The organism is Streptomyces sp. NPDC003011 (genome assembly GCF_053591515.1).
Genome location: NZ_JBSFTY010000025.1, coordinates 13,297 through 40,123, shown reverse-complemented (window position 1 = coordinate 40,123; position 26,827 = coordinate 13,297). Strand labels below are relative to the sequence as shown.

At 72.1% G+C, this 26,827-nt stretch carries 28 protein-coding genes; 15 read left to right on the top strand and 13 right to left on the bottom strand.

Annotated features, from left to right (window positions below; translation table 11 throughout):
* Nucleotides 1-16 precede the first annotated feature (16 nt).
* A complete protein-coding gene (locus ACWD0J_RS15185; protein WP_451496257.1) occupies nt 17-382 on the top strand; it encodes an STAS domain-containing protein in 366 nt (121 codons plus the stop codon).
* Between the two features lie 84 nt (nt 383-466).
* On the opposite strand, the gene ACWD0J_RS15180 is transcribed toward ACWD0J_RS15185, so the two are convergent.
* On the bottom strand, nt 467-688 hold the full coding sequence (locus ACWD0J_RS15180) for a hypothetical protein (RefSeq protein WP_451496256.1): 222 nt from the start codon (nt 686-688) through the stop codon (nt 467-469).
* Between the two features lie 346 nt (nt 689-1,034).
* On the opposite strand from ACWD0J_RS15180, the gene ACWD0J_RS15175 reads away from it, so the two are divergent.
* Together ACWD0J_RS15175 and ACWD0J_RS15170 are read left to right on the top strand one after the other, a co-directional pair.
* Nucleotides 1,035-1,451, top strand: coding sequence for a CBS domain-containing protein (locus tag ACWD0J_RS15175; protein ID WP_451496255.1), 417 nt, complete (start codon nt 1,035-1,037; stop codon nt 1,449-1,451).
* Nucleotides 1,452-1,715: 264 nt separating this feature from the next.
* A complete protein-coding gene (locus ACWD0J_RS15170) occupies nt 1,716-2,987 on the top strand; it encodes a cytochrome P450 (RefSeq protein ID WP_451496314.1) in 1,272 nt (423 codons plus the stop codon).
* Nucleotides 2,988-3,006: 19 nt separating this feature from the next.
* Here the strand turns inward: ACWD0J_RS15170 and ACWD0J_RS15165 are convergent, their stop codons facing one another.
* Complete coding sequence (locus tag ACWD0J_RS15165; protein WP_451496254.1) at nt 3,007-3,477, bottom strand: AAA family ATPase; 471 nt, start codon at nt 3,475-3,477, stop codon at nt 3,007-3,009.
* Nucleotides 3,478-3,633: 156 nt separating this feature from the next.
* Here ACWD0J_RS15165 and ACWD0J_RS15160 point away from each other — a divergent pair, with 156 nt between their 5' ends.
* Complete coding sequence (locus tag ACWD0J_RS15160; protein WP_451496253.1) at nt 3,634-4,149, top strand: ATP-binding protein; 516 nt, start codon at nt 3,634-3,636, stop codon at nt 4,147-4,149.
* An 85-nt stretch (nt 4,150-4,234) separates the two neighbouring features.
* On the opposite strand, the gene ACWD0J_RS15155 is transcribed toward ACWD0J_RS15160, so the two are convergent.
* The 3 genes from ACWD0J_RS15155 to ACWD0J_RS15145 form a co-directional block, all read right to left on the bottom strand.
* On the bottom strand, nt 4,235-4,498 hold the full coding sequence (locus tag ACWD0J_RS15155) for a hypothetical protein (RefSeq protein ID WP_451496252.1): 264 nt from the start codon (nt 4,496-4,498) through the stop codon (nt 4,235-4,237).
* 286 nt (nt 4,499-4,784) lie between these two features.
* Nucleotides 4,785-6,257: an amidase gene (locus tag ACWD0J_RS15150; RefSeq protein WP_451496251.1), complete on the bottom strand. Its 1,473-nt coding sequence runs from the start codon at nt 6,255-6,257 to the stop codon at nt 4,785-4,787.
* Between the two features lie 357 nt (nt 6,258-6,614).
* The gene (locus ACWD0J_RS15145; RefSeq protein ID WP_451496250.1) at nt 6,615-7,214 is read right to left on the bottom strand and encodes a TetR/AcrR family transcriptional regulator; all 600 of its coding nucleotides are present in this window, start codon (nt 7,212-7,214) and stop codon (nt 6,615-6,617) included.
* Between the two features lie 107 nt (nt 7,215-7,321).
* Between ACWD0J_RS15145 and ACWD0J_RS15140 the strand changes: the two genes are divergently transcribed.
* From ACWD0J_RS15140 to ACWD0J_RS15110, 7 genes are all read left to right on the top strand, one after another.
* On the top strand, nt 7,322-9,040 hold the full coding sequence (locus ACWD0J_RS15140) for a CocE/NonD family hydrolase (protein WP_451496249.1): 1,719 nt from the start codon (nt 7,322-7,324) through the stop codon (nt 9,038-9,040).
* A 127-nt stretch (nt 9,041-9,167) separates the two neighbouring features.
* On the top strand, nt 9,168-10,826 hold the full coding sequence (locus tag ACWD0J_RS15135; protein WP_451496248.1) for an ABC transporter substrate-binding protein: 1,659 nt from the start codon (nt 9,168-9,170) through the stop codon (nt 10,824-10,826).
* Nucleotides 10,823-11,773 carry an ABC transporter permease gene (locus ACWD0J_RS15130; protein WP_451496247.1) on the top strand — a complete coding sequence of 317 codons (951 nt, stop codon included), beginning with the start codon at nt 10,823-10,825 and terminating at the stop codon, nt 11,771-11,773. The genes ACWD0J_RS15135 and ACWD0J_RS15130 overlap by 4 nt, the downstream gene beginning before the upstream one ends.
* Nucleotides 11,770-12,645 carry an ABC transporter permease gene (locus ACWD0J_RS15125; RefSeq protein WP_451496246.1) on the top strand — a complete coding sequence of 292 codons (876 nt, stop codon included), beginning with the start codon at nt 11,770-11,772 and terminating at the stop codon, nt 12,643-12,645. Before ACWD0J_RS15130 ends, ACWD0J_RS15125 begins: the two co-directional genes overlap by 4 nt.
* Complete coding sequence (locus ACWD0J_RS15120) at nt 12,642-13,706, top strand: ABC transporter ATP-binding protein (protein WP_451496245.1); 1,065 nt, start codon at nt 12,642-12,644, stop codon at nt 13,704-13,706. Before ACWD0J_RS15125 ends, ACWD0J_RS15120 begins: the two co-directional genes overlap by 4 nt.
* Nucleotides 13,703-14,527 carry an ABC transporter ATP-binding protein gene (locus ACWD0J_RS15115; protein WP_451496244.1) on the top strand — a complete coding sequence of 275 codons (825 nt, stop codon included), beginning with the start codon at nt 13,703-13,705 and terminating at the stop codon, nt 14,525-14,527. Before ACWD0J_RS15120 ends, ACWD0J_RS15115 begins: the two co-directional genes overlap by 4 nt.
* A gap of 183 nt (nt 14,528-14,710) precedes the next feature.
* Entirely contained in the window at nt 14,711-15,169 is a 459-nt protein-coding gene (locus ACWD0J_RS15110; RefSeq protein WP_451496243.1) for a DUF3237 domain-containing protein, read from the top strand.
* A 97-nt stretch (nt 15,170-15,266) separates the two neighbouring features.
* On the opposite strand, the gene ACWD0J_RS15105 is transcribed toward ACWD0J_RS15110, so the two are convergent.
* On the bottom strand, nt 15,267-16,013 hold the full coding sequence (locus tag ACWD0J_RS15105; RefSeq protein ID WP_451496242.1) for an anti-sigma factor antagonist: 747 nt from the start codon (nt 16,011-16,013) through the stop codon (nt 15,267-15,269).
* A gap of 224 nt (nt 16,014-16,237) precedes the next feature.
* Here ACWD0J_RS15105 and ACWD0J_RS15100 point away from each other — a divergent pair, with 224 nt between their 5' ends.
* Complete coding sequence (locus tag ACWD0J_RS15100; RefSeq protein ID WP_451496241.1) at nt 16,238-16,588, top strand: helix-turn-helix transcriptional regulator; 351 nt, start codon at nt 16,238-16,240, stop codon at nt 16,586-16,588.
* Between the two features lie 74 nt (nt 16,589-16,662).
* Here ACWD0J_RS15100 and ACWD0J_RS15095 read toward each other — a convergent pair whose 3' ends face one another.
* Nucleotides 16,663-17,037 carry a toxin Doc gene (locus tag ACWD0J_RS15095; protein ID WP_451496240.1) on the bottom strand — a complete coding sequence of 125 codons (375 nt, stop codon included), beginning with the start codon at nt 17,035-17,037 and terminating at the stop codon, nt 16,663-16,665.
* Nucleotides 17,037-17,276, bottom strand: coding sequence for a hypothetical protein (locus ACWD0J_RS15090; RefSeq protein ID WP_451496239.1), 240 nt, complete (start codon nt 17,274-17,276; stop codon nt 17,037-17,039). Before ACWD0J_RS15090 ends, ACWD0J_RS15095 begins: the two co-directional genes overlap by 1 nt.
* 543 nt (nt 17,277-17,819) lie before the next feature.
* On the opposite strand from ACWD0J_RS15090, the gene ACWD0J_RS15085 reads away from it, so the two are divergent.
* Together ACWD0J_RS15085 and ACWD0J_RS15080 are read left to right on the top strand one after the other, a co-directional pair.
* Entirely contained in the window at nt 17,820-20,093 is a 2,274-nt protein-coding gene (locus ACWD0J_RS15085; RefSeq protein WP_451496238.1) for an N-acetylmuramoyl-L-alanine amidase, read from the top strand.
* Between the two features lie 286 nt (nt 20,094-20,379).
* Nucleotides 20,380-20,805, top strand: coding sequence for a DUF6003 family protein (locus ACWD0J_RS15080; protein ID WP_451496237.1), 426 nt, complete (start codon nt 20,380-20,382; stop codon nt 20,803-20,805).
* A gap of 350 nt (nt 20,806-21,155) precedes the next feature.
* Here ACWD0J_RS15080 and ACWD0J_RS15075 read toward each other — a convergent pair whose 3' ends face one another.
* The 5 genes from ACWD0J_RS15075 to ACWD0J_RS15055 are packed head-to-tail and all read right to left on the bottom strand — an operon-like array spanning nt 21,156 to nt 26,310.
* On the bottom strand, nt 21,156-22,004 hold the full coding sequence (locus ACWD0J_RS15075; RefSeq protein ID WP_451496236.1) for an STM4011 family radical SAM protein: 849 nt from the start codon (nt 22,002-22,004) through the stop codon (nt 21,156-21,158).
* A gap of 10 nt (nt 22,005-22,014) precedes the next feature.
* Nucleotides 22,015-23,352, bottom strand: a complete 1,338-nt coding sequence (locus ACWD0J_RS15070) for an STM4012 family radical SAM protein (protein ID WP_451496235.1) — start codon at nt 23,350-23,352, stop codon at nt 22,015-22,017.
* The gene (locus ACWD0J_RS15065) at nt 23,349-24,164 is read right to left on the bottom strand and encodes an STM4013/SEN3800 family hydrolase (protein WP_451496313.1); all 816 of its coding nucleotides are present in this window, start codon (nt 24,162-24,164) and stop codon (nt 23,349-23,351) included. The genes ACWD0J_RS15070 and ACWD0J_RS15065 overlap by 4 nt, the downstream gene beginning before the upstream one ends.
* Nucleotides 24,161-25,354 carry an STM4014 family protein gene (locus tag ACWD0J_RS15060; protein ID WP_451496234.1) on the bottom strand — a complete coding sequence of 398 codons (1,194 nt, stop codon included), beginning with the start codon at nt 25,352-25,354 and terminating at the stop codon, nt 24,161-24,163. Before ACWD0J_RS15060 ends, ACWD0J_RS15065 begins: the two co-directional genes overlap by 4 nt.
* Nucleotides 25,351-26,310: an STM4015 family protein gene (locus tag ACWD0J_RS15055; RefSeq protein ID WP_451496233.1), complete on the bottom strand. Its 960-nt coding sequence runs from the start codon at nt 26,308-26,310 to the stop codon at nt 25,351-25,353. Before ACWD0J_RS15055 ends, ACWD0J_RS15060 begins: the two co-directional genes overlap by 4 nt.
* 173 nt (nt 26,311-26,483) lie before the next feature.
* On the opposite strand from ACWD0J_RS15055, the gene ACWD0J_RS15050 reads away from it, so the two are divergent.
* Entirely contained in the window at nt 26,484-26,810 is a 327-nt protein-coding gene (locus ACWD0J_RS15050; protein WP_451496232.1) for a hypothetical protein, read from the top strand.
* The last annotated feature ends 17 nt before the right edge of the window (nt 26,811-26,827 follow it).

The window sequence follows — 26,827 nt, the reverse complement described above, 5'->3', positions numbered from 1 at the left end:
ACGAACAGGAGCGGCGATGAGCACCGATCAGTCCGCCCCCGACGGCCGTCAGCTGGACGTGCACGTGCGCGCCCTGGCCGCCGACCGCTCCCTCGTGACGGCCGCGGGCGTCCTCGACCTGCGCACCGCCCTGCGCCTCTCGGACGCTCTGCTGCCCCTCCTGCGCGCCGCAGGCCATACCGTGCTCGCCGACCTGTCCGGCGTCGCGTTCATGGACTCCACCGGCCTGACCTGCCTGATCGCCGCCTACCGTACGGCCAGGACCACCGGCGCCCGCCTGGTGCTGATCGCACCCAGTGAACGCGTGCGGCACATGCTGGCGCTGACCGGCACCGACCAGGTACTGCCCAGCTATCCGACCTTGGGCAGCGTCCCCGACTGACCGTCCTGGTGGCCGCGTGATCCCGCGAGCACGTGAAGCCGCGAGCACGGCACATCGGGGCGGCCTGCCCCGATGTCGGCGCGGTCAGGCGGCGCCGGACCTCCGCCGACCGGCCTGCGGACGCGCGCCGGACACCTGCCCGCCTCCCTGCCCGCCGCCCTGTCCGCCGCCCTGGATCAGGCGCAGGTGCCGGGCACGGGCATGGCGGGGCGGCCGGGACGTGCGCATCAGCCAGTCCTCGACGAGGATCATGCCGTACAGCATCACGCCCACGCTCGGCAGCAGCAGGCACGCGACGATGACCACGGTTCGGGCTCCCTCACGGCAGACAGCCGTCACCGGGTGCCCGCGCGGCGCCCGGCCATCGATCCGACGGTGTGAAGGTCCCGTGACGTTACGGGGCCCCCGTACGGCGAGCGCAGCCCCGGGTCAGGTCGTCCAGCGGGGTGACACCCGTCGACGCCGGGGCCGAGCCGGGCTGCACGGCGGACGGGCGGCGCCTGGCCGGTGGGCTGTTCGGGATCAGCCGTGAAGCGTTTCGTTATGGCCCGTGCTGTCTGGGAACACATGCGACATCCACCGACCGTGTGATCTGTCCGGGCCCCCGCACGGGCCCGGGCCGAATACGCAACGCCCAGGGAAAGGGAACACGATGACCAAGGCGCGGGACATCATGACCGGCGGGGCCGAGTGCATCGGCGCCGAGGAGACGGTGCTGGACGCCGCTCGCAAGATGAAGGACCTCGGTGTCGGCGCCCTGCCGATCTGCGGCACCGACAACAAGCTCAAGGGAGTGCTCACCGACCGGGACATCGTGGTGAAGGTCCTCGGCGCGGGCAAGGACCCCGCCACCTGTCCGGCCGGTGACCTCGCCCAGGGCGAAGCCGTCACCATCGGCGCCGACGACGACGTGGACGAGATCCTGCGCACCATGACCCAGCACAAGGTGCGCCGCCTGCCGGTGATCGACGGACACGACCTGGTCGGCATGGTCGCCCAGGCGGACGTCGCCCGCTCCCTGCCCGACCCGAAGGTCGGCGACCTGGTCCAGGCCCTGTCCACCGACTGAGGCGGGCCGCCACGCCCCAGCCTGCACCGTCCGTCCGGGAAGCACCGCGACACGGGTGCGGGCCGGGGTGCACGCCTGGGCGCCGGGCCGGGGGAGTGACGAGCCGGGGGAGGGAACGAGGGGCTCGACGCGTGGCCCCGCCCCCGGTACCCGACTTCGAGGACCCGATCCAGGCACACGAGACGTTGCGCAATCCTCACCATCCGACCCAGCCGTGTGAACCGCCCGCGCGTGTCCCAGCCGTGGCGCGGACACTCGGCGGCCATGGACGTACGGAGTTCACCCGTGATCGACCGTTCCCTGTCTGCGCTCGCCCAGGGCTACACCTGGCTGCCCGGCCTGCTGCGCGAGCGCCCCGACGGAGTGGCCCGCACCCGTGTGATGGGCAAGCCCGCGCTCGCCGTGCGCGGACCGGAGGCCGTCCGGTTCTTCTACGACGAGGAGAACGTGCAGCGCTCCGGCGCCCTCCCGGGACCGGTGCTGAGCACCTTGTTCGGCCACGACGCCGTCCACACCCTGGACGGCGGCGCCCACCGCGCCCGCAAGGAGTTCTTCCTGCCGCTGCTGCACGCCGACCGGATCGCCGGCCTCGTCGAACACGTCATCCCCGCGTGGGACGACGCGGTACGGGAGTGGAGCGGGTCCGGAGGGGCCGTGCTGTTCGACGCGGCGAGCGTGGTGCTCACCCGCGGCGTGTGCCGCTGGGCGGGCGTCCCGCTCGACGAGGGCGCCGGAGAGGCGCAGGACCTCGCCCGTGACCTGGTCGCCATGGTCGACGGCTTCGCCACCGGCGGGCCACGGCACTGGCGGGCCCGGCACGCCCGCAGCCGGCAGGAGGAACGCTTCACCCGGCTGGTCGAGGACGTCCGCTCGGGCCGGGTCACCGCCCCCGAGGAGTCGGTGCTCGCCGCTGTGTGCCGGCACCGCGAGGCCGACGGCGAGCTGCTGCACCCGCACACGGCCGCCGTCGAGCTGCTGAACGTCGTCCGGCCGACCGTCGCCGTCTGCTGGTTCGTCGCCTACACGGCGCACGCGCTGCATCTGCAGCCGAACCAGCGCGAACGGCTGCGCGCCGGCGACACCGCCTACACCGCCGCGTTCGTGCACGAGGTGCGCCGCTTCTACCCGTTCGCCCCCTTCCTCGGCGGCCTCGCCGTACGGGATGTGTCCTGGCGGGGCGTCTCGGTGCCGGCCGGCGGGATGGTGCTCCTCGACGTCTTCGGGCAGAACCACGACGAGGAACTGTGGGGCGACCCGTACGTCTTCCGTCCGGAGCGGTTCCTCCAGCACGCGGTCGAGCGCGACGAACTGATCCCGCAGGGCGGTGGCGAACCGCGCACCGGCCACCGCTGCCCCGGTGAGGGCCTCACCATCGGGCTGCTGGAGGCCCTCGCGCTCCGCCTGGCGCGCCTCGACTACACCGTCCCCGACCAGGACCTGCGGATCTCCCTGCGGCGGATCCCGGCGCGGGTGCGCAGCGGCTTCGCCGTTCGGGACGTACGGGTGCCGAGCGAGCGGGCGTTGACGCCCGTGTGACGTCCTCGCACCGGCCCTCTCAGCCGGGCGAGCCACCCGCCGGCCGTACCTCGAAGCCGCCCCGCCCGTCGAACCGCACGTCGTACACGGCGTCGAAGCCGTCGGCGGGCGAAGGCCGGCGCAGCCGCCGCAGCGTGGCGTGGAAACCCACGTCGGGCACGTGGGCGCGGCCCGTGCGCTCGGCGTTGCGCCGCAGTGAGCCCGCAAGGTCCGGCGGGAACCAGTACGCGGTGACGGCGGCTCCGTGCGCGCGGGCCGCGGCCACCAGCGGACCCCACTCCTCGGGAGAGGGGTTGGTGTTGTCCACCGCCACCGAGCGGCCCGCCGCCAGGGCCTCCTCGACCAGCCGCATCTGCCGTGCCTGCTTGTGCCGGGCCGAGCGCGGGAAGAGGTCCTTGCTCACCAGCAGGTGACGGTCCCGCAGGCATCGCTGGTAGAACGTGGACTTCCCGGATGCCTGGAGCCCCACGAGCACCACCAGTTCCGTCACGGGGCGCAGCCCTTCGGCGGGCGCCGGACGGACATACCTGCGCGGCGCAACGAACGGGCAGGCGTCGAAAGGTCGCCCATGGTGTGCGCGGTCGGCCCCCGGGTAGACGCACGACCGAAAGCCGCCCCGAGCGGCGACCGCAACGAAAGAACACACATGGTCATCCCGCTTATGAAGCAGGCGGCAGATGAGCAGGGCAGGGACGAGCACGCCACGCTGCGCTGCAGCGCGGTGTGGGACGACGGCGCGGCCCGCGCCGTCGACGCGCGCCGGGCCCTGCGCGCCTTTCTCGCCCACGCCCGGCATACCGGCCGCCACCGCGTCTCCGCCCCGCTGACGCTGGACGCGGAACTCACTGTCAGCGAACTGGTCACCAACGCCATCCGGCACGCCCCCGGCCCCTGCGGGCTGATCGTGCAGTTGGCCGGTGAAGAATTGACGATCACTGTGTGGGACACCTCCACCGAGGAACCTACGGTGCGCCAGGGCGACCGGCATCGCGTCGGAGGCCACGGACTCCACCTCGTGCACAGGGTCAGTGAGAGAGTCGTCGTCGCGCCCCACGCCCGGGGGAAACAGATCACCGCCTGCCTACGCGAGGCACCTGGCGACACCACTGCGGCCGGCAGGAGCGTTCTGCCCGCTTCCCTCTCCGGCAGACCACGCAGGTGAACGTCGGCGTCGTCCCACCGGCCGGTGGTCCTCCACTCCGGCCGGTGGTCTCTCACTCGGACCGCGCAAGGCAGCTTGCCCGCGCTCAGGCCCCGGTTCCGCTGCCGGACCGACGCTCCTCGGCGGCCTCGGCGGTGTGCCCGGTCTCGTCCCGGTCCTCCTTCTCGACGCCTTCCAGGGGCTTGCCCGCCACGGTGCCCTGATCCGTCTGGTAGCCCTCCTTGGCGCTCGCCGTCCCCGGTATCGACCGCTCCTGCGCCTGCCGTTCCGCACCCGAGTGGGCGCCGGGCTCGTCGGCGCTGCGGGCCCGGTCGTGCGCGTCACCGTGTCGGTCGTTGTGGCCAGCCATGACAGTTCCTCCGGTCGGTGGTGCGATCTCGCCGGGTTCCCTCCGAAGGAGGGACGGAAACGGCCCGGCCTCTCCCGTTCGGGCACGGAGCCGCCTGGTCCCGTGTCCCGGGTCCCGTGCCCACGGAGCATGCGATCACTCTCGTCGACCTGGGCTTCATCTCGCGGCGCACAGGTATGCCGAGGCCGTGGGGAAGCTGGAAGAGTGCGCACAGATGGCCGGTCACGGACCGACTGGCATCGGTCCGGGGTGGGAGCGGATGGCTCCGCACGCCCCTCCGGGTGGGTCAGGCGCGGTCGCCCATGAGGGGTGGTGTGAAGCGCGGGGTGCGGTCCTCGATGGCCTGGGCGGCGTCGAGGATGCGGTCCTCCGCGAAGCGGCCGCCGATGAGCTGGACGCTGACCGGCAGACCGTCCACGAGCGCCGACGGCACGGTGACGGCGGGGAAGCCCAGGAGGGGAACGGCGGTCATCGGCCACATCGCGGTGACGAGTTCGGCGGCCCGCTCCGGGCTGACGAGGTCGGCGTCCTGTTCGAAGGGCAGCTCGGCCGAGACCGGTGTGAGCAGGATCCGGTCGGTGCCCAGCAGTTCCTGGAGCCGGGTGATGAGCGTGGACCGGCGTGCCCAGCCGTTGATGTACGTCTCCAGTGAGGGGCTCTCGCCCCACACGGACGCCGCCGCCGCGAAGGAGTACTCCAGGGAGGTACGGATGTCCTGGTCTCCCACCTGATGGACCAGCGGCAGCGTCGGCCGGAAGTCCTCGTAGACGAGCAGCGACCAGATGCGCGCGGCCTCGGCGAGCAGCGGCAGGCCGTCGAGCTCCTCGACCTCGTACCCGGCGTCGGTCAGCCGGGCGACGGCGTCGTCCACGGCCCGGTCGACGCCGGGGTGGTTCTTCACGGTGCCGATGCCGCGGACGACGCTGACCGCGGCCTTCGGGCCGTGCGGCAGGTCGGCGGGAGCGGCCGGGACGCCGTAGGGATCCCGCAGGTCGGGCGTGGTCATGACGCGCAGCGCGAGCCTGGCGTCGGCCACGGTCCGGGCCAGGGGCCCCTCGACCGCGCAGGCGTGCACGGTGGGCGGGAAGTCGAGCTGGATGCGGCCGGCGGGCGTGTCGACGCAGGCGGGCGGCGCCCAGCCGGAGACCCGGCCGACGGTGGGGCGGACGCCGACCACACCGCAGCACGCGGCCGGGTAACGGATCGAGCCGCCGATGTCGTTGCCCTGCGCGAGGGGGGTCATGCCCGCGGCGAGGCTGCTGGACGCGCCGCCGCTGGACCCGCCGGGGGTGCGTGCCGGATCCCAGGGGTTGAGGGTGCGGCCGTGCAACTCGTTGGTGGAGAACCAGCGGTAGGAGAACGCGGGGGCGTTGCTCCGCCCGAGCAGCACCGCACCGGCGTCCCGCAGCGCGGCCACGCACGCCGCGTCGTCCTCCGCCGGGGCGCCGGCGAGGGCAGGCACGCCATGGCTGGTGACATGGCCCCGCTGGTCCGTATTGATCTTGGTGGACACCGGTACGCCGTGCAGCGGCCCGAGTTCGGCGCCGGCGGCAACGGCCTCGTCGGCCCGGCGGGCCTCGGCGAGCGCCTCGTCGGGGCGGAGGTCGACCAGCGCCGCCAGCTGTGGATTGGTCTCCTCGATGCGCTCCAGACAGGACCGCACGACCTCGGTGGAGGAGATGTCGCGGGCGCGGATGGCGGCGGCCAGCTCGGTGGCGGAGCGCTGCCACAGCTGGGCGGCCGGGTTCTGGGATTCCATGATCGCCTTAGGGAGGAAGGCCGAAGGACCGGGCCACGGCCCGGTCGGACGGCGGGACGACGAAAGGCCGCTCCGGCGCCGCGGACAGCGAAGGCGGCGAGACGTCGGAGAGCGGCGGTACGGCGAAACCGGCCTTGCGGGCCGGACAGCGGGCACGGGCACGGGCAGGGGCACGGCACGGGCACGGCGGGCAAAGGGAAGCAGTGGTGGGCACGCAATGACGTTGTACAACGTTGTTGCATCTCCCGGTGGACCTCACCCTCATGCGCGCCTCGCGGCTTGTCAAGGCCCCCCGGCGACCCCAGCGGCAACCCCCGGTGGCACCCAGCGGCCTCCCGGCCGGTCGCCGGAGTGGCGTCACTCGGCCGACGCCTCCGTGGCTGCTTCCGCCCGCAGCAGTTCCAGGGTGGCCAGCGCGGCCCGGGTCCCGCGTTCGGCGGGCCAGCCCTCGGGGTCTTCGAGGGCGGCGAGCCAGTACCCCCGGAACAGCAGGTGGAGGATGTCCGCGGCGGACGGCGGGAGGGCGGGACCCGCCTCGCTGATCACGGCCGCCAGTGACTCGTGGTGGGCGCGCGCGGTGTCGGACCGGGCCTGCTCGACCTCGTGCCCGGCGGCCGGGCCCGCGCTGATGGTCTCCATCAGCAACCGCCGCATCACCTCGTCGTCCCCCCTGGTCGTGCACATCCAGCGGGCGAGGGCCGTCAGGCGTGCCGGCCCGTCGAGGCCGTCGAGTTCCTCCTCCACCTCGCGTCCCCACTCCTCCTCCGCGTGGCGCAGCGCGTTGACCATGAGGCCGGCCCGGCTCGGGACGTAGTTGGTGATCATGGCCGTGGATCCGCCGAGCTGTTCCGCGACCGCGCGGATGGTCACGGCGCGCACACCGCGCTCGCGGGCTACCTGGATGGTGGCGGCGGCGATCTCGTCGAGCCGCCGTGCCTCGTCTACCTCGATCGGCATGTCATCGACCTTCAAGTGAAGTGTTGACCGGGTGAAGAACAGCTGCAATGTTGTCATACAACGCCGTTGCACAACGTCGTTGTATTTCATTTGGCTGGAGTTCTCCCATGCCCATGCCCGTGCCCATGCCCTTCTCCTTCGAGCGGGTCACCGCCGCGCCCGTCGCCGCCGATGCCCGCCAGCACATGGTCCGTATGCGCGACGGCGTACGACTGGCCACCGACGTCTACCTCCCGGCGCGGGCCACCGGCGCGACGGACGACGAGGCCGCGTACCCGGCGGTATTGGTCCGCCTGCCCTACGACAAGAACAGCCGGTACGTGTACGCCGACCGCATCGCCCGCCTGTTCACCGCGCGCGGCTACGCCGTGGTGGCGCAGGACGTGCGCGGGAAGTTCCGCTCCGGCGGCGCGACCGTCCCCTTCCTGCGTGAACGCGAGGACGGCTACGACACCATCGACTGGGTCGTGCACCAGTCCTGGTCGGACGGCCGGGTGGGCATGTTCGGCGACTCCTACTACGGCTTCACCCAGTGGGCCGCGGTCGCCGCACAGCATCCGGCGCTGCGGGCGATCGTGCCGCGCGTGACCGCCGCCGACTTCGCCGCGATCTGGCGGCCCGAGGGACAGCCGCAGCCGGTCTGGCTGGAAGGCATCGAGTACTTCGCGCACCACTGGGTGGACAACGACACCTACGAATACCAGCCGGACCGCTCCCTGCGGCCCGTCATCGAACAGTACGAACAGGCCTTCGCGGCCATCGGGGCGCGTTCCCTCTGGTTCGACCTGCTGGCGCCCCGGCAGGCCGGACTGTCCACGCAGAGCGGACTGCACCCCTTCGACGCGCGGCCGGTCCCGGTGCTGCACTGCGTCGGCTGGTTCGACAACATCCTCGCCGCGCACCTGCGGGACTACCTGGAACTGGCCTCCCGGCCGGGCTGGGACGCCGTCCAGTACCTGTGGGCGGGAGCCGTCGACCACGAGAACTACCGCCTCGCCGACGCGCCGGTGTGCGACGAGGACGACCACAACACCAGCGAGGCGGCCCTCGACCGCATGCTGCCGGGCTATGTCGGCCCGGCCGTCGACTTCTTCGACGTCTTCCTCAAGGGCGTCCGCCCGGTGACCTCACTGTCCAAGGTGACCTGGGAACTGGGCCACGCCGAATGGCGGACCTCGCGGACCTGGCCGCCGGCCGGCAGCACCGTACGCACCTTCTGGCTCGCCGAACCGGCCCGCGCGGCCGAACCGCTGCCGGGCGGCCTGCTCGCCGACGCGCCCGCCCAGGACGAACAGGACGTGCGCTGGGTCCACGACCCGGAGTCCCCGGTGCCCTCACCGCTCGACAACTCCTTCGCCCACCTCCAGACCCACCCCGACCTGGCACCGCTCGCCGACCGCGACGACACGCTGACGTTCTCCGGGCCGGTGCTGGCGGAACCGCTCGACCTGGCGGGACCGCTGGGCCTGGAGCTCCATGCCACCAGCAGCGCCCCGCTGTTCGACGTGTTCGCCAAGCTCCTCGACCTCGCCCCGGACGGCCGGGCCACCCAGATCGCCCGCGGCCAGCGCTCCGTCGGCACCGCCGGGACGACCGGTGAGATCCACCTGGACCTCGGCCACACCGGCTACCGGCTGCGCCCCGGTCACCGGCTCGCCCTGCTGCTGGCCGGCAGCGACCATCCCCTCTACCTGCCCGCCACCGGGACCGGCGAGAACCCCTGGACGGCGCTCACCGCCAAGCCCAGCACCCAGACCCTGCGCACCGGCGGCGCGTACCCGTCCCGCCTGACCGTCACGGTCGCACCGCGGCCGACGGCTTCCTGAAGCCCCGCGGCCCACTCCTCCGCACCCGCCCCGCGGCCCACTCCTCCGTACCCGCCCCGCGCCCGCACGCGTCCGACACCGGCCCGAGGACCTTCTCCGCAGCACTTCCCTTCCCTGAGGACTCCCCATGCAGGCTCCCAGAACCACCGCCTCCGTCGCCCTCGCCGCGTGCGTCCTGCTGACGGCGACCGCATGTACGTCGGGCTCCGCCGGCACCAGCACCGCGCCGGCCGCCCCGAAACTCACCACCACCACGCCCGCCGCCACGGGCGCCCTGGACAACGTCACGTGGAACCTGCCCATGGGCGAGCCGACGACGCTGGACCCGGCCCGGGTCGGCGACTACTCGCCCAGCACCGTCGAGTCCAACCTCTGTGATTCCCTGCTGCGGCTGAAGGCGGACTACTCCGTCGGCCCGGGCCTGGCCTCCTCCTGGGACCAGCCGGACTCCACGACCCTGGTGCTCAACCTCCGTAAGGGCGTCACCTTCTGGAACGGCCACCCCATGACCGCGGACGACGTGGTCGCCGGTCTGGAGCGCCAGCGCGATCCCGCGACGCAGAGCGTCAACGCCACCCTCTTCGCGAGCGTCGAGTCGATCAGGGCCACCGGCGCACACCAGGTGACCGTCCGGTTCACCAAGCCCGACGTGCTCTTCCTCAAGGCCCTGGTGAACGGCTTCGGAGCGGTCAGCGAGGCGTCCTACGTCAAGAAGGCGGGGCGTTCCTACGGCACCGCCAAGGGCGGCCTGATGTGCACCGGCCCCTTCGAACTCACGTCGTGGAAGCCGGGCGAGTCCATCACCGTCCGGCGCAACGACGCCTACTGGGACACCTCCCTCAAGCCCAAGGCCAGGCAGGTGACGTTCACGTTCGTCACCGACAGCTCCACCCTGGCGAGTGCCCTGCTGTCCGGCCAGATCGACGGCAGCTACGAGATCAGCTCCGCCGCCGCCAGGACGCTGCGCTCCTCCAGCGCCGGCACCGTCTACTACGGCCCCTCCGCCCAGACCAACTACCTCACCGCCACCAGCCCTTCCTCGCCCCTCGCGGACCCGAAGATCGTCCAGGCGCTCTCCCTCGTGCTCGACCGCGACGCCCTCGTCAAGAACGTGTACGACGGCGCGGCCCAGAAGCTGAAGACCTTCGTCCCGCCGTTCGTGTGGCAGAAGAACGAGGCGTCCTCCGTCTACGCCAAGGGCTACGACGCCCTGCCCGCCGTCCCCGGTGTCGACGTGGACCGGGCGAAGAAGCTGGTCGCCCGGGCCACCACCGAGCAGCGCACCATCTCCGTGGCCATCCCCGCCGGTGACCAGCAGTCCCTGCAGACCCTCACCTTCCTCCGGGCCGGCGGCGAGAGGATCGGCATCGAGATCGTCATCAAGCAGCTCCAGCCGACGCAGATGTCCGGCCTCTTCTACGACGCCTCCCTGCGCGAGGGCCTGGACGCCACCATGGTCATGGGCTACGTCGAGATCCCCGAAGCCCTCTCCTACGCCCAGCTGCTGACCGCCTCCGATTCCCTGTTCAACTGGACGAAGTACCACAACGACAAGGTCAGCGCCCTGCTCGGCGAGGCCCAGGCCACCCTGGACCCCGAGCGGTCGGCCGACCTGTTCACCCGGGCGCAGGCGCTCTACACCAAGGACCTCCCCCTGCTGCCCATCGCCTCGCCCTACGAGCGCATGTTCCTCAACAAGCGGCTCAGCGGCGCCCCCGCGTCCTTCGCGTACATCAACATGCCGTGGGCGGCCTACCTCGGCGCCACCGGCGAGGCGGCCTCGTGATCGCCCGCTTCGTCGCCCGCCGCGCCGCGACGCTGGCGGTGACCCTCCTCGTCGCCAGCGTCGTCATCTACGGCGCGCTGTTCCTCTCGCCGGGCGATCCCGCCACCCTGCTGGTCGGCGGCGGCAAACCGCCCAGCGCCGAGCTGCTGGCCGAGATCCACCGCCAGTACCACCTGGACGACCCGTTCCTCCAGAGCTACTGGCGCTGGCTGACCGGCATGCTGCGCGGCGACGCCGGCCAGTCCCTCAGCTACCAGGACTCCGTAGCCCACCTGCTGGCCGCCCGGGCCGGCAACACCCTGTTCCTCATCGCCTACGCCGCCGTCGTCATCGTCGTCCCCGGCGTGGCCCTGGGCACGGTCGCCGCACTGCGCGGCGGCTGGGCGGAGACGGCCGTCACCGCCGTCTCCACCACGCTCATGGCGATCCCCACCTTCGTGATGTCGGTGCTGCTGATCTGGTTCCTGGCGGTGCGCCTGCCGTGGTTCCCCGCCTACGGCGCCGGCACCGGCTTCGGCGACCGCGTCGAGCACCTCACCCTGCCCGCCCTCGCGCTCGCCGCGTCCTGGCTGGCCTACGTCACCCAGGTGACCCGGGCCGCGGTCCGGACGGAGCTGGGCTCCGAGCACGTCCAGACGGCCCGCAGCCGGGGCATCGGGGAGCGGTTCATCATCCGCAAGCACATCCTGCGCAACGCCTGCGGACCGATCACCTCCGTCTCGGGCGTCGCGGTCGCGGGCCTGATCGCGAGCTGCTCGATCGTGGAACAGGCGTTCGGGGTCAACGGCATCGGCGCGCTGCTGATCCAGAGCGCCGCCAAGCAGGACCTGGCCGTGGTCCAGGCCGTGGCGCTGCTGACCGTGGTGGCGTTCACCGTGATCAACACCGCCGTGGACCTGGCCACCGCCGCGCTGGACCACCGCGTCCCGCTGGGAGGAAGCACGTGAGCACCTACCAAGTGGCCGCCCTCGCGGGCGGCCGCCTCCGGCTCGGCCGCGTCGGCCGCCTCACCCGCGGCCGGGGCGTCCTCATCGCCGCCGGCACGGTCGTCGCCCTGGTGGTCCTCGCCGCCGTGTCCGCCCCGCTCCTCGCACCGTACGACCCGAACGCCGTGGACCCGCTGGCGGTGTCGCAGCCCAGCTCGGCGGCGCACTGGCTCGGTACCGACGACACCGGCCGGGACATCCTCTCCCGGCTCCTGTACGGGGCCCGGCCCAGCCTGCTGGCGCCCGCCCTCGTCACCGTCACCGCCGGCGTCGTCGGCACCGCGCTCGCGGTCAGCGCCGCCTGGCTCGGCGGCTGGTACGACCGGGTCGTCTCCGGCGCGCTGGACGTCGTCTTCGGCTTCCCCGGCCTCGTCCTCGCCGTGGTCGGCGCGGCCGTCTTCGGCGCCGGACTCGACATCGCCGTGGCCACCCTCTCCGTCGCCTACCTGCCCTACATCGCCCGCATCGTGCGCGGCGCGGCGCTGCGCGAGCGCTCCCTGCCGTACATCTCGGCGCTGGGCATGCTCGGCATGTCCGGCCGGCGGATCTGCCTGCGGCACCTGGTGCCCAACCTGCTGCCGCTGGTCCTGGTGCAGGCGACCACCTCCTTCGGCTACACGATGCTCGACGTGGCCGCCTTCTCGTTCATCGGGCTCGGCTCCCAGCCGCCCACCGCCGAGTGGGGCCTGATGGTGGCCAACGGCTCCCCGGGCATCCTCGCCGGCCGGCCCGAACAGGCGCTCTACGCCGGTGTGGTGATCGTCGTGTTCGTCGTCGCCTGCAATCTGCTCGGCGGCGAGCTGTCCCGGCGGCTGTGGGGAGAGAACCGGTGAACCTCCACGCGACCGAGACACCCCTGCTGGAGTTCGACGCACTGCACGTCACACTGCCGGTCAAGGGCGGACACCGCGCCGTCATCCACCGCGTGGACCTCGCCGTACCGGCGGGCAGCGCGGTGGGCCTGGTGGGCGAGTCCGGCTCCGGCAAGTCGCTCACCGCCCGCGCGGTGCTGCGCCTGCTGCCGCCGGGCGCCCAGGTCAGCGGCGCGGTCCGCTTCGACGGAACCGACGTCACCGCCATGGACCCGGCCGCACTGCGCGCCCTGCGCAGCCACGGAGCGGCGATGATCTTCCAGGACCCCCGGGCACACATCAACCCCTTGCGCACCATCGGGGACTTCCTCACCGAAGGGCTGATCACGACCCGGGGAACGCGCCGCAAGGAGGCGGAGGCCAAGGCCACCGCCCTGCTGCGCGAGGCCGGGATCGCGGACGCGCCGCGGCGGCTGCGCCAGCGCCCGTCCGAACTCTCCGGCGGCCTGCTGCAACGCGTGATGATCGCGGCGGCACTGCTGGGCGAACCCCGGCTGCTGCTCGCGGACGAACCCACCACCGCCCTCGACGTCACCACCCAGGCCGAGGTCATGGCCATCATCGACGAGGCCCGCGTGCGCCGCGGGCTCGCGATGCTGTTCATCACCCACGACCTGGCGCTGGCCTCGGCCGTCTGCGACCGCATCGCCGTCATGTACGCGGGCTCGGCGGTCGAGGAACTGCCCGCCGGACGGCTGCACGACGACGCCCGTCACCCGTACACCCGCGCCCTGCTCGCCTCCCGGCCCGACCCAGGAGCCGGGGCGCAGCCGCTGCGGGCCATCGCGGGCAGGCCGCTCTCGGCGTTCGAGACCGGCCCCGGCTGCGCCTTCGCACCCCGCTGCGCGGCGGTCCAGGACCGCTGCCGGACCGAGAGCCCGGACCTGGCACCCGTCGGCGACGGCCTCGCCGCCTGCCACTTCCCGCATCCGTCTCGGCATCCGTCCCCGCATCCGTCCCCCCATCCCTCCCCGGGTCCGGCCGCGCTTCGCGGCGAACGGCACCGACAGGAGTGCCCGTGAAGTCCACCGAGACCGCCGCGCCGCCCGTGCTGGAAGCGGTCGGGTTGCGCAAGACCTTCGGCGACTTCGTCGCGGTCGACGACGTCACCCTGTCCCTGCCGCCCGGCGGCTCACTGGCCGTGGTCGGCGAGTCCGGCTCGGGCAAGACCACCACCGCGCTCATGCTGGCCGGCCTGGAGCGGCCGACCGAGGGCACCGTCCGGTGGAGCGGCCGGGAGATGCCCGGCCGCCGCAGGGCCCGGGCCGCCGAGCGCGGCCGCACCGCCCGGGACGTGCAGATGGTCTTCCAGGATCCGTACGCGTCCCTGGACCGGCGTCAGCGGGCCGGTGACTGCCTCGGGGAGGTCGTCGCGCTCCACACCGACCTGCGGGGCAGTGCCCTCGACACGCGGGTGGCCGAACTGCTCGACCAGGTGGGGCTCGACACCCGGCAGGCCCAGTCCCTGCCCCGCGCCCTGTCCGGAGGCCAGCGCCAACGCGTCGCCATCGCCCGCGCGCTGGCCGTACGCCCGCGGGTGCTGGTGCTCGACGAGGCGGTCGCCGCGCTCGACGTCTCGGTCCAGGCGCAGATCGTCACCCTGCTGCGGGAGATCCGCGAACGGACCGGCGTCGCCTACCTGTTCATCACCCACGACCTCGGCATCGTGCGGCACGTCTGCGACGAGATCGTGGTCATGCACCGCGGCCGGATCGTCGAACGGGGCGCCACCGGCTCCGTACTGGACAACGCGCAGGACCCGTACACCCGTACGCTGCTCGACTCCGTTCCCCGCCGCGGCTGGAAGCCCCGTCGCCGCACCGCGGGCACCGGCACCGCGTGAGCATCCGGCCGCCCAGCGTTCCACCACCGCATCCGGCCGCGCCGCGCCGTTCACCGGTCTCCCGGCCGCCCAGCGATCCATCCGCATCCGACCGAACCACCGTCCACCGTCCACCGTCCACCGTCCACGAGACTCCTCCCGGACGCCGTCATCCAGCACTCACTCCCGAACGGAGCCACCTCCATGTCCTCCATCCCCGGCCTGACCTTCGCCTTCGAGATCCGGGCCCACGTCAGCGAAACCCTGCACATCGGCCACGGCGACGGAGAGGTGACCGAGTTCACCCCCATCACAGGCGGCAGCGTGGACGGCCCCCGGTTGCGCGGCACCGTCCTGGCGGGCGGCGGTGACTGGAGCAGCACCCGCGGCGAGGTGTGCGAACTCGACGCGCGCTACCTGATCCAGGCCGAGGACGGCGCGGTCATCGACATCGTCAACCGCGGCTTCTACCGGCCCGGCCCCGACTGTCCCGACCAGTACGACGACGGCCTGCAGATCTCCCACGCCGGTCACTACTACCGGACCTCCCCGGTCTTCCGCACCGACGCGCCCGCCCACCGCTGGCTCGCCGGCACGGTGTTCGTGGGCCTCGCCCGGCCCGAGGACGACGTGGTGGTCATCCGGATGTACGCGGTCGACTGACATTCAGACCCCCGGCGGCCCGAAGGGGCTTCCATGACCGGCTTGTGGCTCGGCATCCGTCGCTCCCGGGCCGTTGTGTGCCTTCCGTTCGACGGTGTCACTCGTCGTCCGTGGTGGCTGCCGGGTGCCTGAGCGTGGAGATCGCGGCGGACAGCTGCTTCCGCACGTCCTCCGTCAGCGAGTCGCCGTTGACCGTGTCCACCAGCTCCTGAGCCACATGGTGCATCTTGGTGTTGGTGTTCTGGGACGTCACGACCAGGGTGGTCCAGGCATCCTCTGGACTGAGCCCGAAGCTGGCCATCAAGATGCCGCGGGCCAGGTCGATCGTCGGCCGGGTCTGCATCGCCCGTCGCAGCTGCGCCAGCTCTATCCGCAGGTCCTGCGCGCGCTTGCCCTGCGCGGACGGGTCCTGCGCGGACGGGTCCTGCGCCGACGGGTCCTGCGCTCCGTCACCGGGGTCTGGGGGAGTGGTCGGGTCCGCTCCCGTCAGGGCCGCTCCCGACTCTGTGGCGCGGGGTGCCGGACCGTGTCGTCCACCGGTGCCCGCAGCGGTGAACAGGGAGCGCGTGTCGGTGAGTTCGAGCACCCGGTCGACAACGGGGCTGGTGGCACGGAGCGTGACACTCTTGGATTCGCCGAGCGCCTGTTGCCGGATGCCCAGGAGAACGTTGAGGGTGGAGCAGTCGCAGAACTCGACCCCGCTCAGGTCCAGTTCGAGGCCCTGGTCCGACTCGGCGAGAGCCGAGCGCAGGGCACGCCGCACCTGCTGCTCCGCTTGAAGGTCGAGTTCACCGCGTACGGTCACGGCCACCCGGTCGCCGTGGCGGGTGGCGATGACGCTCATGCCGGAGGGGCGGTGTGCCCCGGTACGGTCAACCGCCCCCTCGCATCCGCCGGCGTCTCCCGACCCGGGGTGCGCGGAGTACGCCGACTGCGGCATGGCACTCTCCCACGGTCTCTCGTCCACTTGCCCCTCCACGGTCACGCCTGAACACGAATACGTCAACAGATACATGAAATCAAGTTCGCGTATTTGTGTGCGTGAAAGCTCGGGCGTATGATGCCTGCATGGGTGGAGTGCCTGAACCGCACAACGGATGGACGTTTCTTACCAACCACGCGCGCGTGCTCGCCGTCATTGCCGACGATCCGACCGCGCGCATCCGGGACATCGCCGCGCACTGCCGACTGACGGAGCGCGCCGTCCAGAAGATCATTTCGGACCTGGAGCAGGACGGCTACCTGTCGCACACCAGGGAGGGGCGCGGCAACACGTACCGGATCGAGCCCGGCAAGGTCCTGCGCCACCCCGCCGAAGCCGGCCTCACCGTGGCTTCCCTGCTCTCGATGCTGGCGCAGGACGAAGCCGATCGCTCGACGCACAGCGGCGTCGGCGCCGACGGAAGCCGGCTCGGCTAGTACTCCAGCCCTGGAACACGCCGACCGCGGAGGGCGTGTGATCGCGCTGCGTGTGATCGACCGCCGCGCTCCGGTCAGATCCGCCAGCCGCGGATCCGGTCGGCGGCCTGGTAGACGGTGGCCTTGCGGGCCTGGATGTCGCGCACCAGTTCCACCAGGGCGCCGTAGGGCGGATCGATGCCCTCGCCCGAGGTGTGCATGTACGCGACGACGACCTGGCAGGCGTACAGCGAGTTGCGGTACGGCAGCGGTTCGAGCCGGACGAGGGTGTGCAGCAGAGCTCCTGCCCGCCACGCGGCATCCGGCGCGGCGACACCCGGCCGGGGGATGCGGGTCTTGTGGCGGGCGACCGCGGCGACGAGGGCCGAGTAGTCCGCGACCGTGACGTCCTCGGGCACGGACTGCTCCTGGATGTCGAGCAGCCAGGGAATGTCGATGTGGAGCACCATCAGGCGGCTTCGGCTCCCTGGTGGCGGCCGGCCGGGGGGACCTCGTCGGGGAAGGCCTCGTCGAACTCCTCGCGGTGCTGCTCACCCCAGGAGACGGCGTACCGCACGAACTGCTGGCGCAGCCGCTCGCGCAGGGACAGGTCATGGACGTACTGCTTGAGGGAGGTGCCCGCGGCCGCGGCGGCGGCGCGCAGCTCCTCCATCTCCTCGTCGCTGTAGCTGATGTTCAAGGACGGCATGCCAGCATGGTACCTACTAGGTACCTGACAGGGGGAGTGGCTCTGCCCCACTCCGGTCTCGTCGGTCTCACCGAGCACGTCATCCCCATGCGGGCGTACCCGCGCCTGTGACGCGTCGTTCCAGTTCTCCTTGGACGACGCCGGCCGGCGGCGCCCTCTTCCGTGCCCTCTACCGAACTTCCTCGCCGGACTGACCGCCGAGAAGCCAGTCACCGCCGCGACCAATCAGGAATGGCCACGTACGAGTCCGAGCGGAGGAGGACACACCGGCTGGCCCGACGACGCCGGCCCGACCGACCAGAACAGCCACCTCCGTATCGACGGAACGAGCATCCGTCCGGACCGAGTTCATCATCTGCGGATCCCGCTGAGCACGGTCACAGGCCGCGACGCCCCCGACTGGCACACTGTCACTCCTGCCCCACAACCATTACGGCGTCGCAGGAGTCTTCCTGCTGATCGTGATCGCGCTGCTTCACGAGTGCGGTGGTTTCCCCGCGCTTGCCCGTGCCCCACTACGCCGAAGGACACCGCAGACCCGACATGCCCAGACCTCGACACCTCTGGATCGCGGCGGCCGTGGCCGCAGCCGGCCTGACCGGAACGTTCGTGTTCCAGTCAGGCCCCGGCCACACCACCGGTACCCCCGACGACGACCGCAAAGCCGGACCGGTCCGCGCCCACGCACGCACCGCCGCGCTGGAGACAACGGGCGGTGGCGGCCAGGCGACGTTGAAGCGGCGGGACACCGAGCTGTTCAGCATGCTGGGCATCACCTGGACCGACCCGTCGGCCCGCATCACGGGCACCATCGAGGCACGCACCCGCGCCACCGGAACCGGGAAGTGGTCCACCTGGCTGCGCCTGGACGGCGACAGCGGACAGGGCGAGGCCGCCGCCCGGCGCGGCGGCACCGAACCCGCCTGGGTGGGGCCCTCCGACGGCGTGGAAGTACGCGTCAGCGCCGACGGCAGGACGACGACCCAGTTGCCCGCCGGTCTGCGGCTGGACATGGTCGACCCGGGGAAGGGCACCCCGAACGACATCGAACCGGCTGCGTACCGGGCCGACGTGTCGGAGGAACCGACGCCGACGGCCGATGCGGGCGAACCCGGTGAGGAGCCCTCCGCGGATCCCTCGCTGAGCGACGAGCCCACCGCCACGCCCACGGTGACCGAGACCGGGACGACACCGGCTGCGACGCCTTCGACCGGGACGCCGACACCCTCCTCACCTCCCTCGGCCACGCCGTCCGTGACCCCGACCGCCACAGTGCCCACGGCTCCGCCGTCCACCGCACCGCGTCCGACGATCACCTCGCGCGCCGCCTGGGGTGCGGACGAGTCGATCAGCCCCGAAGAGCCCGGTTACCTGCCCGGCGGGAAGATCAAGGCCGTGGTGGTCCACCACACCGCCGAGAGCAACACCTACACCTGCGCCGACGGCCCGGCCGTCGTGCGGGGCATTTACGCGTACCACGTCCGGCAACTCGGCTGGAAAGACATCGGCTACAACTTCCTCGTCGACAAGTGCGGGACCGTTTACGAGGGCCGCAAGGGCGGCGTCGACCGTCCGGTGATGGGCGCCCACGCCTACGGCTTCAACGCCGAGACCACCGGCATCTCCGTCCTGGGCACCTACACCGATGTCGCGCCGAGCGAGGCCGCGATGGTCTCGGTGGCCAGGATCGCGTCCTGGAAACTCGGCCAGTACGGCGTCAGCCCGAACGGCACGACCTCCCTCACCGCCGGTGACAGCGGACGCAACTACACGGGCGCCACCTGGTCCAAGGGAGCCCAGCTGAGCTTCCCGACCATCCACGGCCACCGCGACGGCTACAACACCCAGTGCCCAGGTGACCAGTTCTACGCCAAGCTGCCCACCCTCCGCGGCTGGGCCGCCGGACCGGTCACCGGACTCGCCGTCAAGTCCGTCACGGGCGCGGGCCTGTCCGGCACCACGTACTACACCCAAGCCGGCATCACCGTGAACTGGGCCGCCACCACACCTTCGTCGCTGATCGCGAAGTACGAGCTGCTCGTCGACGGCAAGGCGGCGGTCACCACGGCAGGCACTGCCACCTCGGCGAAGGCGACGCTCACCGTCGGCACGCACCAGGTGCAGGTCCGCGCCACGCACCAGTCCGGCGGGACCACCACCTCCGCGGCCGCCACGGTCGTCGCCGAGACGACGGCCCCGACGTTCACCACCAAGCCGACCCTGGCCCTGCGCACCGGAACGGTGAACACCACCGCCGTGCCCGTGACGCTCAGCTGGAAGGCCGCCGACAACAAGGCGTTGAAAGCCGTCAAGCTGACGGCTCCGCTCAGCGCGACATACGGTCCGACGACCACCGTCGCCCACCACACCGCCAAGTCGGGCACGGCCACCGCGTGGTCCATGACAGCGTCCGACCAGGCGGGCAACACCGGCACCGCGTCCGTCTCCGGCAGCCCGGTCATCCTCCAGGAGACCTCGGCCACCAAGACCGGCACCTGGACGGCCAAGTCCTCCACCAGCTACCTGGGCGGCAAGTCGTACTCCAGCACATCCAAGAACGCCTCACTGACGTGGACCTTCACCGGTCGCTCGGTCGCCTGGGCGGTGTCCCGGGCCTCGACCTCCGGACAGGCCCACATCTATGTCGACGGAACGAAGACGGCCACGGTCGACCTGAAGTCCTCGACCACCAAGTACCGTGACGCGATCTGGACCAAGACCTGGTCCGCCAGCGCCAAGCACACCGTCAAGATCGTGGTCGTCGGTACGTCCGGACGTCCCGCCATCACGACGGACGGCATCGTGTACCTCAAGTAGCCGCGCGGGGCGGCAGGAGCAGGAGCAGAAGCGCGGCGCGGCGCGGCGCGTCGAAACGGCGAACTCGACGCAACGCTCGTGCTGCTACTGCTACTGCTGCTGCTCGCGCCGGCGGGCTGTCCGACCGGGGAGCAGGTGACGCGCCTGCTGCCGGAGACCGGGGAAAGGCGATGATGTGACCGCGACCCCTGGCGGTCCGTCAGGGTGACTGCTCGGTGAGCCGGCGGTAATCCGGGTGCGGTGGGGTAAAGGGACGTCGATCGATCCCGTTGAGAAGGAGCCGAGGATGACCGACGATGCCTATTTGTTCCTGCTTGACGACCCGGCCATGCCCCTCGGCGTGCCTCCGGCCGCCGTCGGTGAGCTGGCCTGCATGGAAACTCCCGCGGTACGGGCATGGCTGGACGCTCACGGAAGCACGTCCACATCTCCGGAGCTGCGGGTGCTGCCACCGGAGGAAAGGGGATCCGTTCCCGAGGGCGCGGAGCGCCTGCCGGTCCCGCTGAGTGACGAGGAACTGAACCAGGTGCGTCACCGGCTCGCCCCCGAGACGGTCGCCCAGGTCGAGGAAGAGCTGCTCGCCTACCGCGACTACGCGGACGGCCGGGACGGGCTGATCGGGCGGGCCTTGGCCGCGGGCGTGCCGCCGCACCGCATCGTGGAGCTGACCGGAGTGGACCCCGCGACGGTGACGGCCGCGGCGGGTGGCTGAGGAGGGAGCAGCGGGGTTCAGTGGCGTGCCGCAGAAGCCGGCGGCAGCAGCAGCACGTCCCGGTGCCGGGCCGGGCCGGCAACCCGCCCAGCAGGTCTGCCAGTTGGCGGCCCGCCGCCTGCGCGAGGGGGAAGCGACGTGAGGACCGTCTCGGCATGGGTCCGCAACAGCGCTGCGGGGCACCCCGGTCAACGGCCGCCACTCGGCACCTGTCCGACTCGTCGGGTTGCGTTGTGGCGGCGCCGTCCAGGACAGGTGTTCTGCTCGTTTCCTCCGAGGAGGACCAACTCGGCGCGCGCGAGCGGCGGTGACGCCCAGCCGGGGCAGCAGCTCTTTCGCGTCGGGCGCCGTCAGGGAAGGCCGGCCGGGACGCGTTCCAGGACCCCGCCCGCGAAGACGTCGTACAGCGGCAGGGTTTCGAGGTGGACGTAGCCGATGTGGCAGTCACAGACGGCCAGCGGGCAGGGGCGGGGGCGCAGGGCGGCGCGGTAGGAACCGTCGTAGAGGTTGCCCAGTTCGGCACGGACGAAGTGGCAGCGGCGGACGGTACCGTCGCCGTCGACCGAGATCACCGAGTCGCCGGTGCGGCAGGGCAGCCCGGCGCTGGTGTGCGGGGTGCGGCTGTAGGGGAACAGCGGGTCGAGTGCGGTCCACCGGTCGGCGTCGGCGTCCTGGTAGGTGTGTCCCTCGGCCGCGTTGATCCACAGGTAGACGTGTCCGGGCAGATCGGCGCGCAGGCGGCGGGCCGCCTCCAGGTGTTCGGGCAGGCCGACGACGCCGACGCTGAAGCGGATTCCGCGGTCGGCCAGGTCGCGGCACTTGGTGAGGAAGCGGTCGTAGGGGGTCTGGCCCGGGTGGTAGGTGCACCACAGGGCTAGGGTGCCGGCGTCCGCCTCGGCCAGCCAGTCGGTGCGGCAGCTGAGGTTGGTCTGGATGGCCACCCGGCGGATGTGCGGGAGGTGGGACAGTTCCGCGAGGGTGCGCCGGTACCAGGAGCGGACCAGGCCCTCGCCCCACGGGGTGAAGAGGAGGGAGAGCCGGTCGTCGGTCCGGTCGCCGGCCCACTGGGCGAAGCGTTCCAGGGCGGCGCGGTCGGCGCGGAGCTGGGCGGTCGAGTCGCGCCGCTTGGCGAACGGGCAGTAGGGGCAGTCGTAGTCGCAGGAGGCGAGCGGACCCCGGTACAGGACAGTCAGATCCATGGCGGGACGGTCACTTCCTCGCGTAGTCGGACATCGCGGCCCGTACGGTCGGGGAGAACAGCTCCGGGCCGATGGCGTCGGAGTGCGCCAGGCCCTCCGGAGTGAGCCGCAGGGTCGTGGAGCCGGTGTCGGTCAGCCAGCCGCGGTCGGCGAGGCGGTGCAGTTCCGGGCCGAAGTCGTCGGCGGGGGCGCTGCCGAAGCGGGCGCGGTAGTCGTCGACGGCGAGCCCCTCGGCCTGGAGGAGTGACTGCAGCAGGTGACGGCGGCGCGCCTCCTGGCCGTCCATGCGGTAGCCGACCTCGGCGCGGCCGAAGTCGGCGGTGGCCACGTAGTCGTCGATGATGCCGCGGATCTCGTGCGTGCCGACGGCGTAGTCGAACGAGTAGTGCACGGCGGAGGTGTAGGAGCGGGCCCCGCAGCCGAGGCCGATCATGCCGTCGGTCTGGCAGGCGTAGTCGTCGGCGCCCTGCGGTGGGGCGTCGGCTCGGCGGAACATGCGCATGGACTGCTGGGTGTAGCCGTGCCCGAGGAGATGGTCGCGGCCCGCGCGGTACAGGCGCAGCCGTTGCTCGTCCCAGGCCGGGTCGGGACGGTGGTCGGCGCCGCGGCGGCCGAGGCCGGTCAGCGGGCGGACGTAGAGCGGATAGAGGTAGAGCTCCTCGGGGCGCCAGGCGAGGGCCGCGTCCAGGGAGTGCCGCCAGCTCTGTTCGCTCTGGCCGTCGATGCCGTAGATGAGGTCGATGTTGAGGACCGGGATACGGGTGTCACGGATGCGGGCGAGGGCGGCCTCGACATCGGCGCGGCGCTGCGGACGTACGGCGGCCCGCGCCTCGGAGTCGACGAAGCTCTGGATGCCCAGACTCAGCCGGGTGGTCCCGCGTTCCGCCAGGACACCGAGGCGGTCGGCGGTGGCGGTGGCCGGCGAGGCCTCCACGGACAGCGGGATCGCGCGCAGGCCGGCGCCCATGCCGTGCTCGGCGATGTCGCACAGGCGCTCCAGCTCGGCCGCGGTGAGGAAGGTGGGCGTGCCGCCCCCGAAGGCCGCGGTGGCGAACCGGACGTCGTCCGCGTGTCCGAGCGCGTCTCGTACGGCGCCCGCCTGCCGTTCCAGCGCGTCGAGGTAGGCGCCGGTCAGACCGTCGGGAGCGCCGATGCGGGTGAAGAGGTTGCAGAAGCCACAGCGGACCTCGCAGAACGGTATGTGCAGGTAGAGGGAGAGGGCGTCCTTCGGTTCCGCTGCCCACAGCGAGGCGAGCGCCGGGCGGTCGGGCAGCTCGCGGTAGGCGGTCTTGTGGGGGTAGGCGTAGACGTAGTGCTGGTAGGGGCTGGTCAGCTGGGCGGTGGTCATACGGCGGCCTCGGCGGGATCGAGGAAGAAGTGGGCGTAGGGCACGGTCCACACGGACTCGTGGCCCAGGCGGTGGCCGGTGTAACCGTCGTCGCCGTAGGCGGTGCCATGGTCGGAGCACACGATGGCGAAGCAGCGGCGACGGCTGCTCGCGGCGGCGAAGAGCCGGCCGATGTGCCGGTCGACGTACTCCAGCGCGGCGGCGTGCGTACGGCAGGTGTCTCCGGCCTCACGCGTCGCGCCGGGCAGGTGGAACCAGTTCGGCTGGTGCAGGGCGGAGACGTTCACGAACAGGAACAGCCGCTGTTCGGCGGGCAGCCGGCCGATGACCTCTTCGGCGCGGGCGATCTGATGCTCGAACGAGTGAGGTGAGGTGACGCCGAACTCCGGCTCCCAGTGGGACTCCTGGAAGAGTCCGGGCAGCACCGAGCCGAGCGGGCCCTGCTTGTTGAAGAAGCCCACACCTCCGACGCACACGGTGCGGTAGCCGGCCTCGGCCAGGCCGGACACGAGATCCGGGGTGTCGTAGACGAACGTGCCGTCGGCGGTGGTCTCGCTGCCCGCGAAGCTCGCCGCGAACAGCCGTGGATGAGGCCCGGGGGCGGCGGGTGTCGGCAGGAAACCCGCGAAGATCGCCTGGTGGGAGGCGTAGGTGAAACTGCCCGGCGCGTGGCGCTCCTCCCAGCGGCCGTCGGGCAGATGGCGGGCGAGGTGCGGGATCCGGCCCGCCGCCGCCAGTTCGACGGCCACGTCGTGACGCAGCGTGTCGAGGGTGACGAGGAGGATGTCGTGACTGCCGACGACCTCGTTCATGTCCGGCTCAGGCATGCGGTGTCCTTGTTCTGTACAGGGCTGTACGGGCTGTACGGATCGTGCGGGCCGGACGGGGTGTGACCGTTCAGGACGGCCGCCACCTGCGCGGCGTAGGTGTCCAGGCCCTCGGCGCCGCTGCCGGGCAGGCCGGTGAGCCGGGGCAGCAGATCTCCGAAGGCGTTGATCTCGCCGACGAAGGCGCGGCGCCAGCCGATGGCCGGCAGCAGGTCCACACCGACGCAGAGGGTGCGGGGGAAACAGGCCGCGGCCCGCTCGCACACGCCGAGCACGTCGGCCCACCGGGCGCCCGCCGCCTCCACCGCCTGCCGGGCCGCGTCGAGGTCGCCTCGGCTGCCGCCGAGATGGAGGTTGGTCAGCGGCGAGCGGCTGGTGCGGACCACCGCGTGGGTGGCCCGGCCCGCCACCACGACCACTCGCAGGTCGGCGGCGCGGCCCTGCTGGGAGGCCTTGGGCAGCCAGCGTTCGAGGTGCAGGCCGTCGGGGGCGAGCGCGTCGACGATGGCGGCGATGTCCTGTTCGCGGTCGTAGCGGCGCACCTTGAGGGAGTTGTGCAGACGGCCCTCGGGGGTGAGTTCCACGGAGGTGGTGGCCCTGATCCGGCCGCCGCCGGTCTCGACGGCGAGCACTCCCGACGCGGACGAGCCGTGCGCGGGTTTGACGAACAGCCGCGGCATCCGGTGCTCGCGCATCAGCGTGCGTACGTCGTCCCAGCCGCGCACCGGGGCGCTCCGCGGGCCCGAGGTGGGTGAGGCGGGGACGGGGACGCCCGCCGCGTCGAGCACGGCGTGACAGCGGCGCTTGTCGAACAGCACGGCGAGGTCGTCGGGGTCGTCCAGCCGGATGCCGCCGCGCAGGCCGCGCAGCGCGGCGGTGAACCCGGCGTACCAACGGGCCGACCCCTCGACCCGGGTGGGGTCCTGGGCACCCCGCAGCAGACGGTCGACCTCACGGTTCTCGCCCGGTGAGTCGACGCGGACGATCTCGTCGGCGGCGAACCCGGCTCCCCGGGCGCGCAGGACGTCCACCCAGGGGACGACGCGCGGGCCGGGCAGACCGGCCGCACGGACCGCGTCGCCGAAGAGGGCCACCCTGCGGTTCTCCGGGTTGCCGACGACTGCGAAGCACGGCCGGGAAGGAGCCGCCGGCCGGGCCGCTGAGGGTGTACTCACTCGCCCACGGCGACGTATCGCCAGACCGTGCCGTCGTCCTCCGTCTCCTCCTCCGCGTCGTCACGGTCGAGGTCCACCTCCACGCCCGCCGGTTCCAGGGTCTGCCGGACGCGGTCCTCGAAGGGCTTGCTGAGGTAATGGTGGTGCAGGTCGAGCTTCTTGAGGTGGGTGAGCGGCTGACCGCCCAGCAGCGCGCCGGCGCCCTCGTCGGTCAGGACGCCCATGGACAGGTCCAGCACCTCCAGCCGGGCCACGACGGGCGCGGAGGCGACGGCCGCGGCGACGGCGTCCTGCATCTCGCTGTTGCGCAGGGCCAGATGACGCAGGCGCGGCAGCCGGGCGCCGGACAGGATGGGCTCCAGATCGGTGGCCTCGCTGTCGCCGCCGTAGTCAGGGGTGCCCAGCCACAGGTCGAGATGTTCCAGGGCGGGCAGATCGCTGCCGCCGATGCCGCGCACCACCTCGGCGGGCAGGCCACCGGTTTCCACCACGAGCTTGCGCAGCGCGCCGTGGCTCAGCGCGGGGAACTCCAGCCCCGTTCCGCCGCGCACACCGAACTCCTCCAGGGCGGGGAAGCCGGTGAGCAGCGGGGTGACGTCGGCCTGGTTGATCCAGGAGATCTCGCACTCCTCCATCACCATGTCGCCGAGGAACAGTGCGCGCAGCTCGGGGAAGCGCTCCCGGGCGGCGAGCAGGGCCTCGATGACGCCGGACGGGCCCGTGTCGTAGGCCTCCGCCCAGGCGCCGACGATCAGGGCCCGTACGCGTGTGGTGTCGAGGGCGGCGCAGAAGCGCGCGAAGGCTCCCGCCCAGTCCTCCTCGGAGTCGTACACGTCGGCTTTGACGCGCCAGGCGACGGAGTCCGGGCCGGGCAGGCCGTCCGTCTTCGCGTCGGGGCCCGGGAAGTCGTGGGCGGGCAGCCGGTACAGCGTGCGGAGGTGGTCACCGATGGTCATGCGGCTGCTCCTGAGCAGAAAGGGTGTGCGGTCTGTGATGACGGCAGTTCTACCAACAGGCACTGACAACCCCGGTGGGCGGGGGCTGGCTTGAGGGCGCGTTGTCAGTGGCGGCCCGTACGGTCTTCGTCATGAGGCCGGTGCGACGGGCACCCGGCGGTGAGGGGAGAGCCATGTACCGGCAGGGAGACGTACTGATCGTGCCCGTGAAGGAGGAAGCGGTGCCCGCGCATGTGGCCCACACGCCGAGGGAGCGACGTGACGCGCGGGGCCGGCTCGTGCTGGCGCTCGGCGAGGTCACCGGACATGCCCACGCGGTCGTCGGACCGGGGGAGTTGGTGCGTGAGCCGGGGCCGTTCGGTCCGTTCCTGCTGCACCTGCCCCAGGGCGGGCGGGTGGTGCATGAGGAGCACGCGGCGATCTCGCTGCCCAAGGGGTGGTACCGGGTGATCAGACAGCGGGAGTACGTGCCCGGGTCCGTGCGGATCGTGGCGGACTGAACAGCGCTGGGCGGGCG

Bases quoted from the DNA above. Each gene is read 5' to 3' on its own strand.
- ACWD0J_RS15185 (WP_451496257.1), top strand. From the start codon at position 17: ATGAGCACCGATCAGTCCGCCCCCGACGGCCGTCAGCTGGACGTGCAC.
- ACWD0J_RS15175 (WP_451496255.1), top strand. From the start codon at position 1,035: ATGACCAAGGCGCGGGACATCATGACCGGCGGGGCCGAGTGCATCGGC.
- ACWD0J_RS15170 (WP_451496314.1), top strand. From the start codon at position 1,716: ATGGACGTACGGAGTTCACCCGTGATCGACCGTTCCCTGTCTGCGCTC.
- ACWD0J_RS15160 (WP_451496253.1), top strand. From the start codon at position 3,634: ATGGTCATCCCGCTTATGAAGCAGGCGGCAGATGAGCAGGGCAGGGAC.
- ACWD0J_RS15155 (WP_451496252.1), bottom strand. From the start codon at position 4,498: ATGGCTGGCCACAACGACCGACACGGTGACGCGCACGACCGGGCCCGC.
- ACWD0J_RS15150 (WP_451496251.1), bottom strand. From the start codon at position 6,257: ATGGAATCCCAGAACCCGGCCGCCCAGCTGTGGCAGCGCTCCGCCACC.
- ACWD0J_RS15145 (WP_451496250.1), bottom strand. From the start codon at position 7,214: ATGCCGATCGAGGTAGACGAGGCACGGCGGCTCGACGAGATCGCCGCC.
- ACWD0J_RS15140 (WP_451496249.1), top strand. From the start codon at position 7,322: ATGCCCATGCCCGTGCCCATGCCCTTCTCCTTCGAGCGGGTCACCGCC.
- ACWD0J_RS15135 (WP_451496248.1), top strand. From the start codon at position 9,168: ATGCAGGCTCCCAGAACCACCGCCTCCGTCGCCCTCGCCGCGTGCGTC.
- ACWD0J_RS15110 (WP_451496243.1), top strand. From the start codon at position 14,711: ATGTCCTCCATCCCCGGCCTGACCTTCGCCTTCGAGATCCGGGCCCAC.
- ACWD0J_RS15105 (WP_451496242.1), bottom strand. From the start codon at position 16,013: ATGAGCGTCATCGCCACCCGCCACGGCGACCGGGTGGCCGTGACCGTA.
- ACWD0J_RS15100 (WP_451496241.1), top strand. From the start codon at position 16,238: ATGGGTGGAGTGCCTGAACCGCACAACGGATGGACGTTTCTTACCAAC.
- ACWD0J_RS15095 (WP_451496240.1), bottom strand. From the start codon at position 17,037: ATGGTGCTCCACATCGACATTCCCTGGCTGCTCGACATCCAGGAGCAG.
- ACWD0J_RS15090 (WP_451496239.1), bottom strand. From the start codon at position 17,276: ATGCCGTCCTTGAACATCAGCTACAGCGACGAGGAGATGGAGGAGCTG.
- ACWD0J_RS15085 (WP_451496238.1), top strand. From the start codon at position 17,820: ATGCCCAGACCTCGACACCTCTGGATCGCGGCGGCCGTGGCCGCAGCC.
- ACWD0J_RS15080 (WP_451496237.1), top strand. From the start codon at position 20,380: ATGACCGACGATGCCTATTTGTTCCTGCTTGACGACCCGGCCATGCCC.
- ACWD0J_RS15075 (WP_451496236.1), bottom strand. From the start codon at position 22,004: ATGGATCTGACTGTCCTGTACCGGGGTCCGCTCGCCTCCTGCGACTAC.
- ACWD0J_RS15070 (WP_451496235.1), bottom strand. From the start codon at position 23,352: ATGACCACCGCCCAGCTGACCAGCCCCTACCAGCACTACGTCTACGCC.
- ACWD0J_RS15065 (WP_451496313.1), bottom strand. From the start codon at position 24,164: ATGAACGAGGTCGTCGGCAGTCACGACATCCTCCTCGTCACCCTCGAC.
- ACWD0J_RS15055 (WP_451496233.1), bottom strand. From the start codon at position 26,310: ATGACCATCGGTGACCACCTCCGCACGCTGTACCGGCTGCCCGCCCAC.
- ACWD0J_RS15050 (WP_451496232.1), top strand. From the start codon at position 26,484: ATGTACCGGCAGGGAGACGTACTGATCGTGCCCGTGAAGGAGGAAGCG.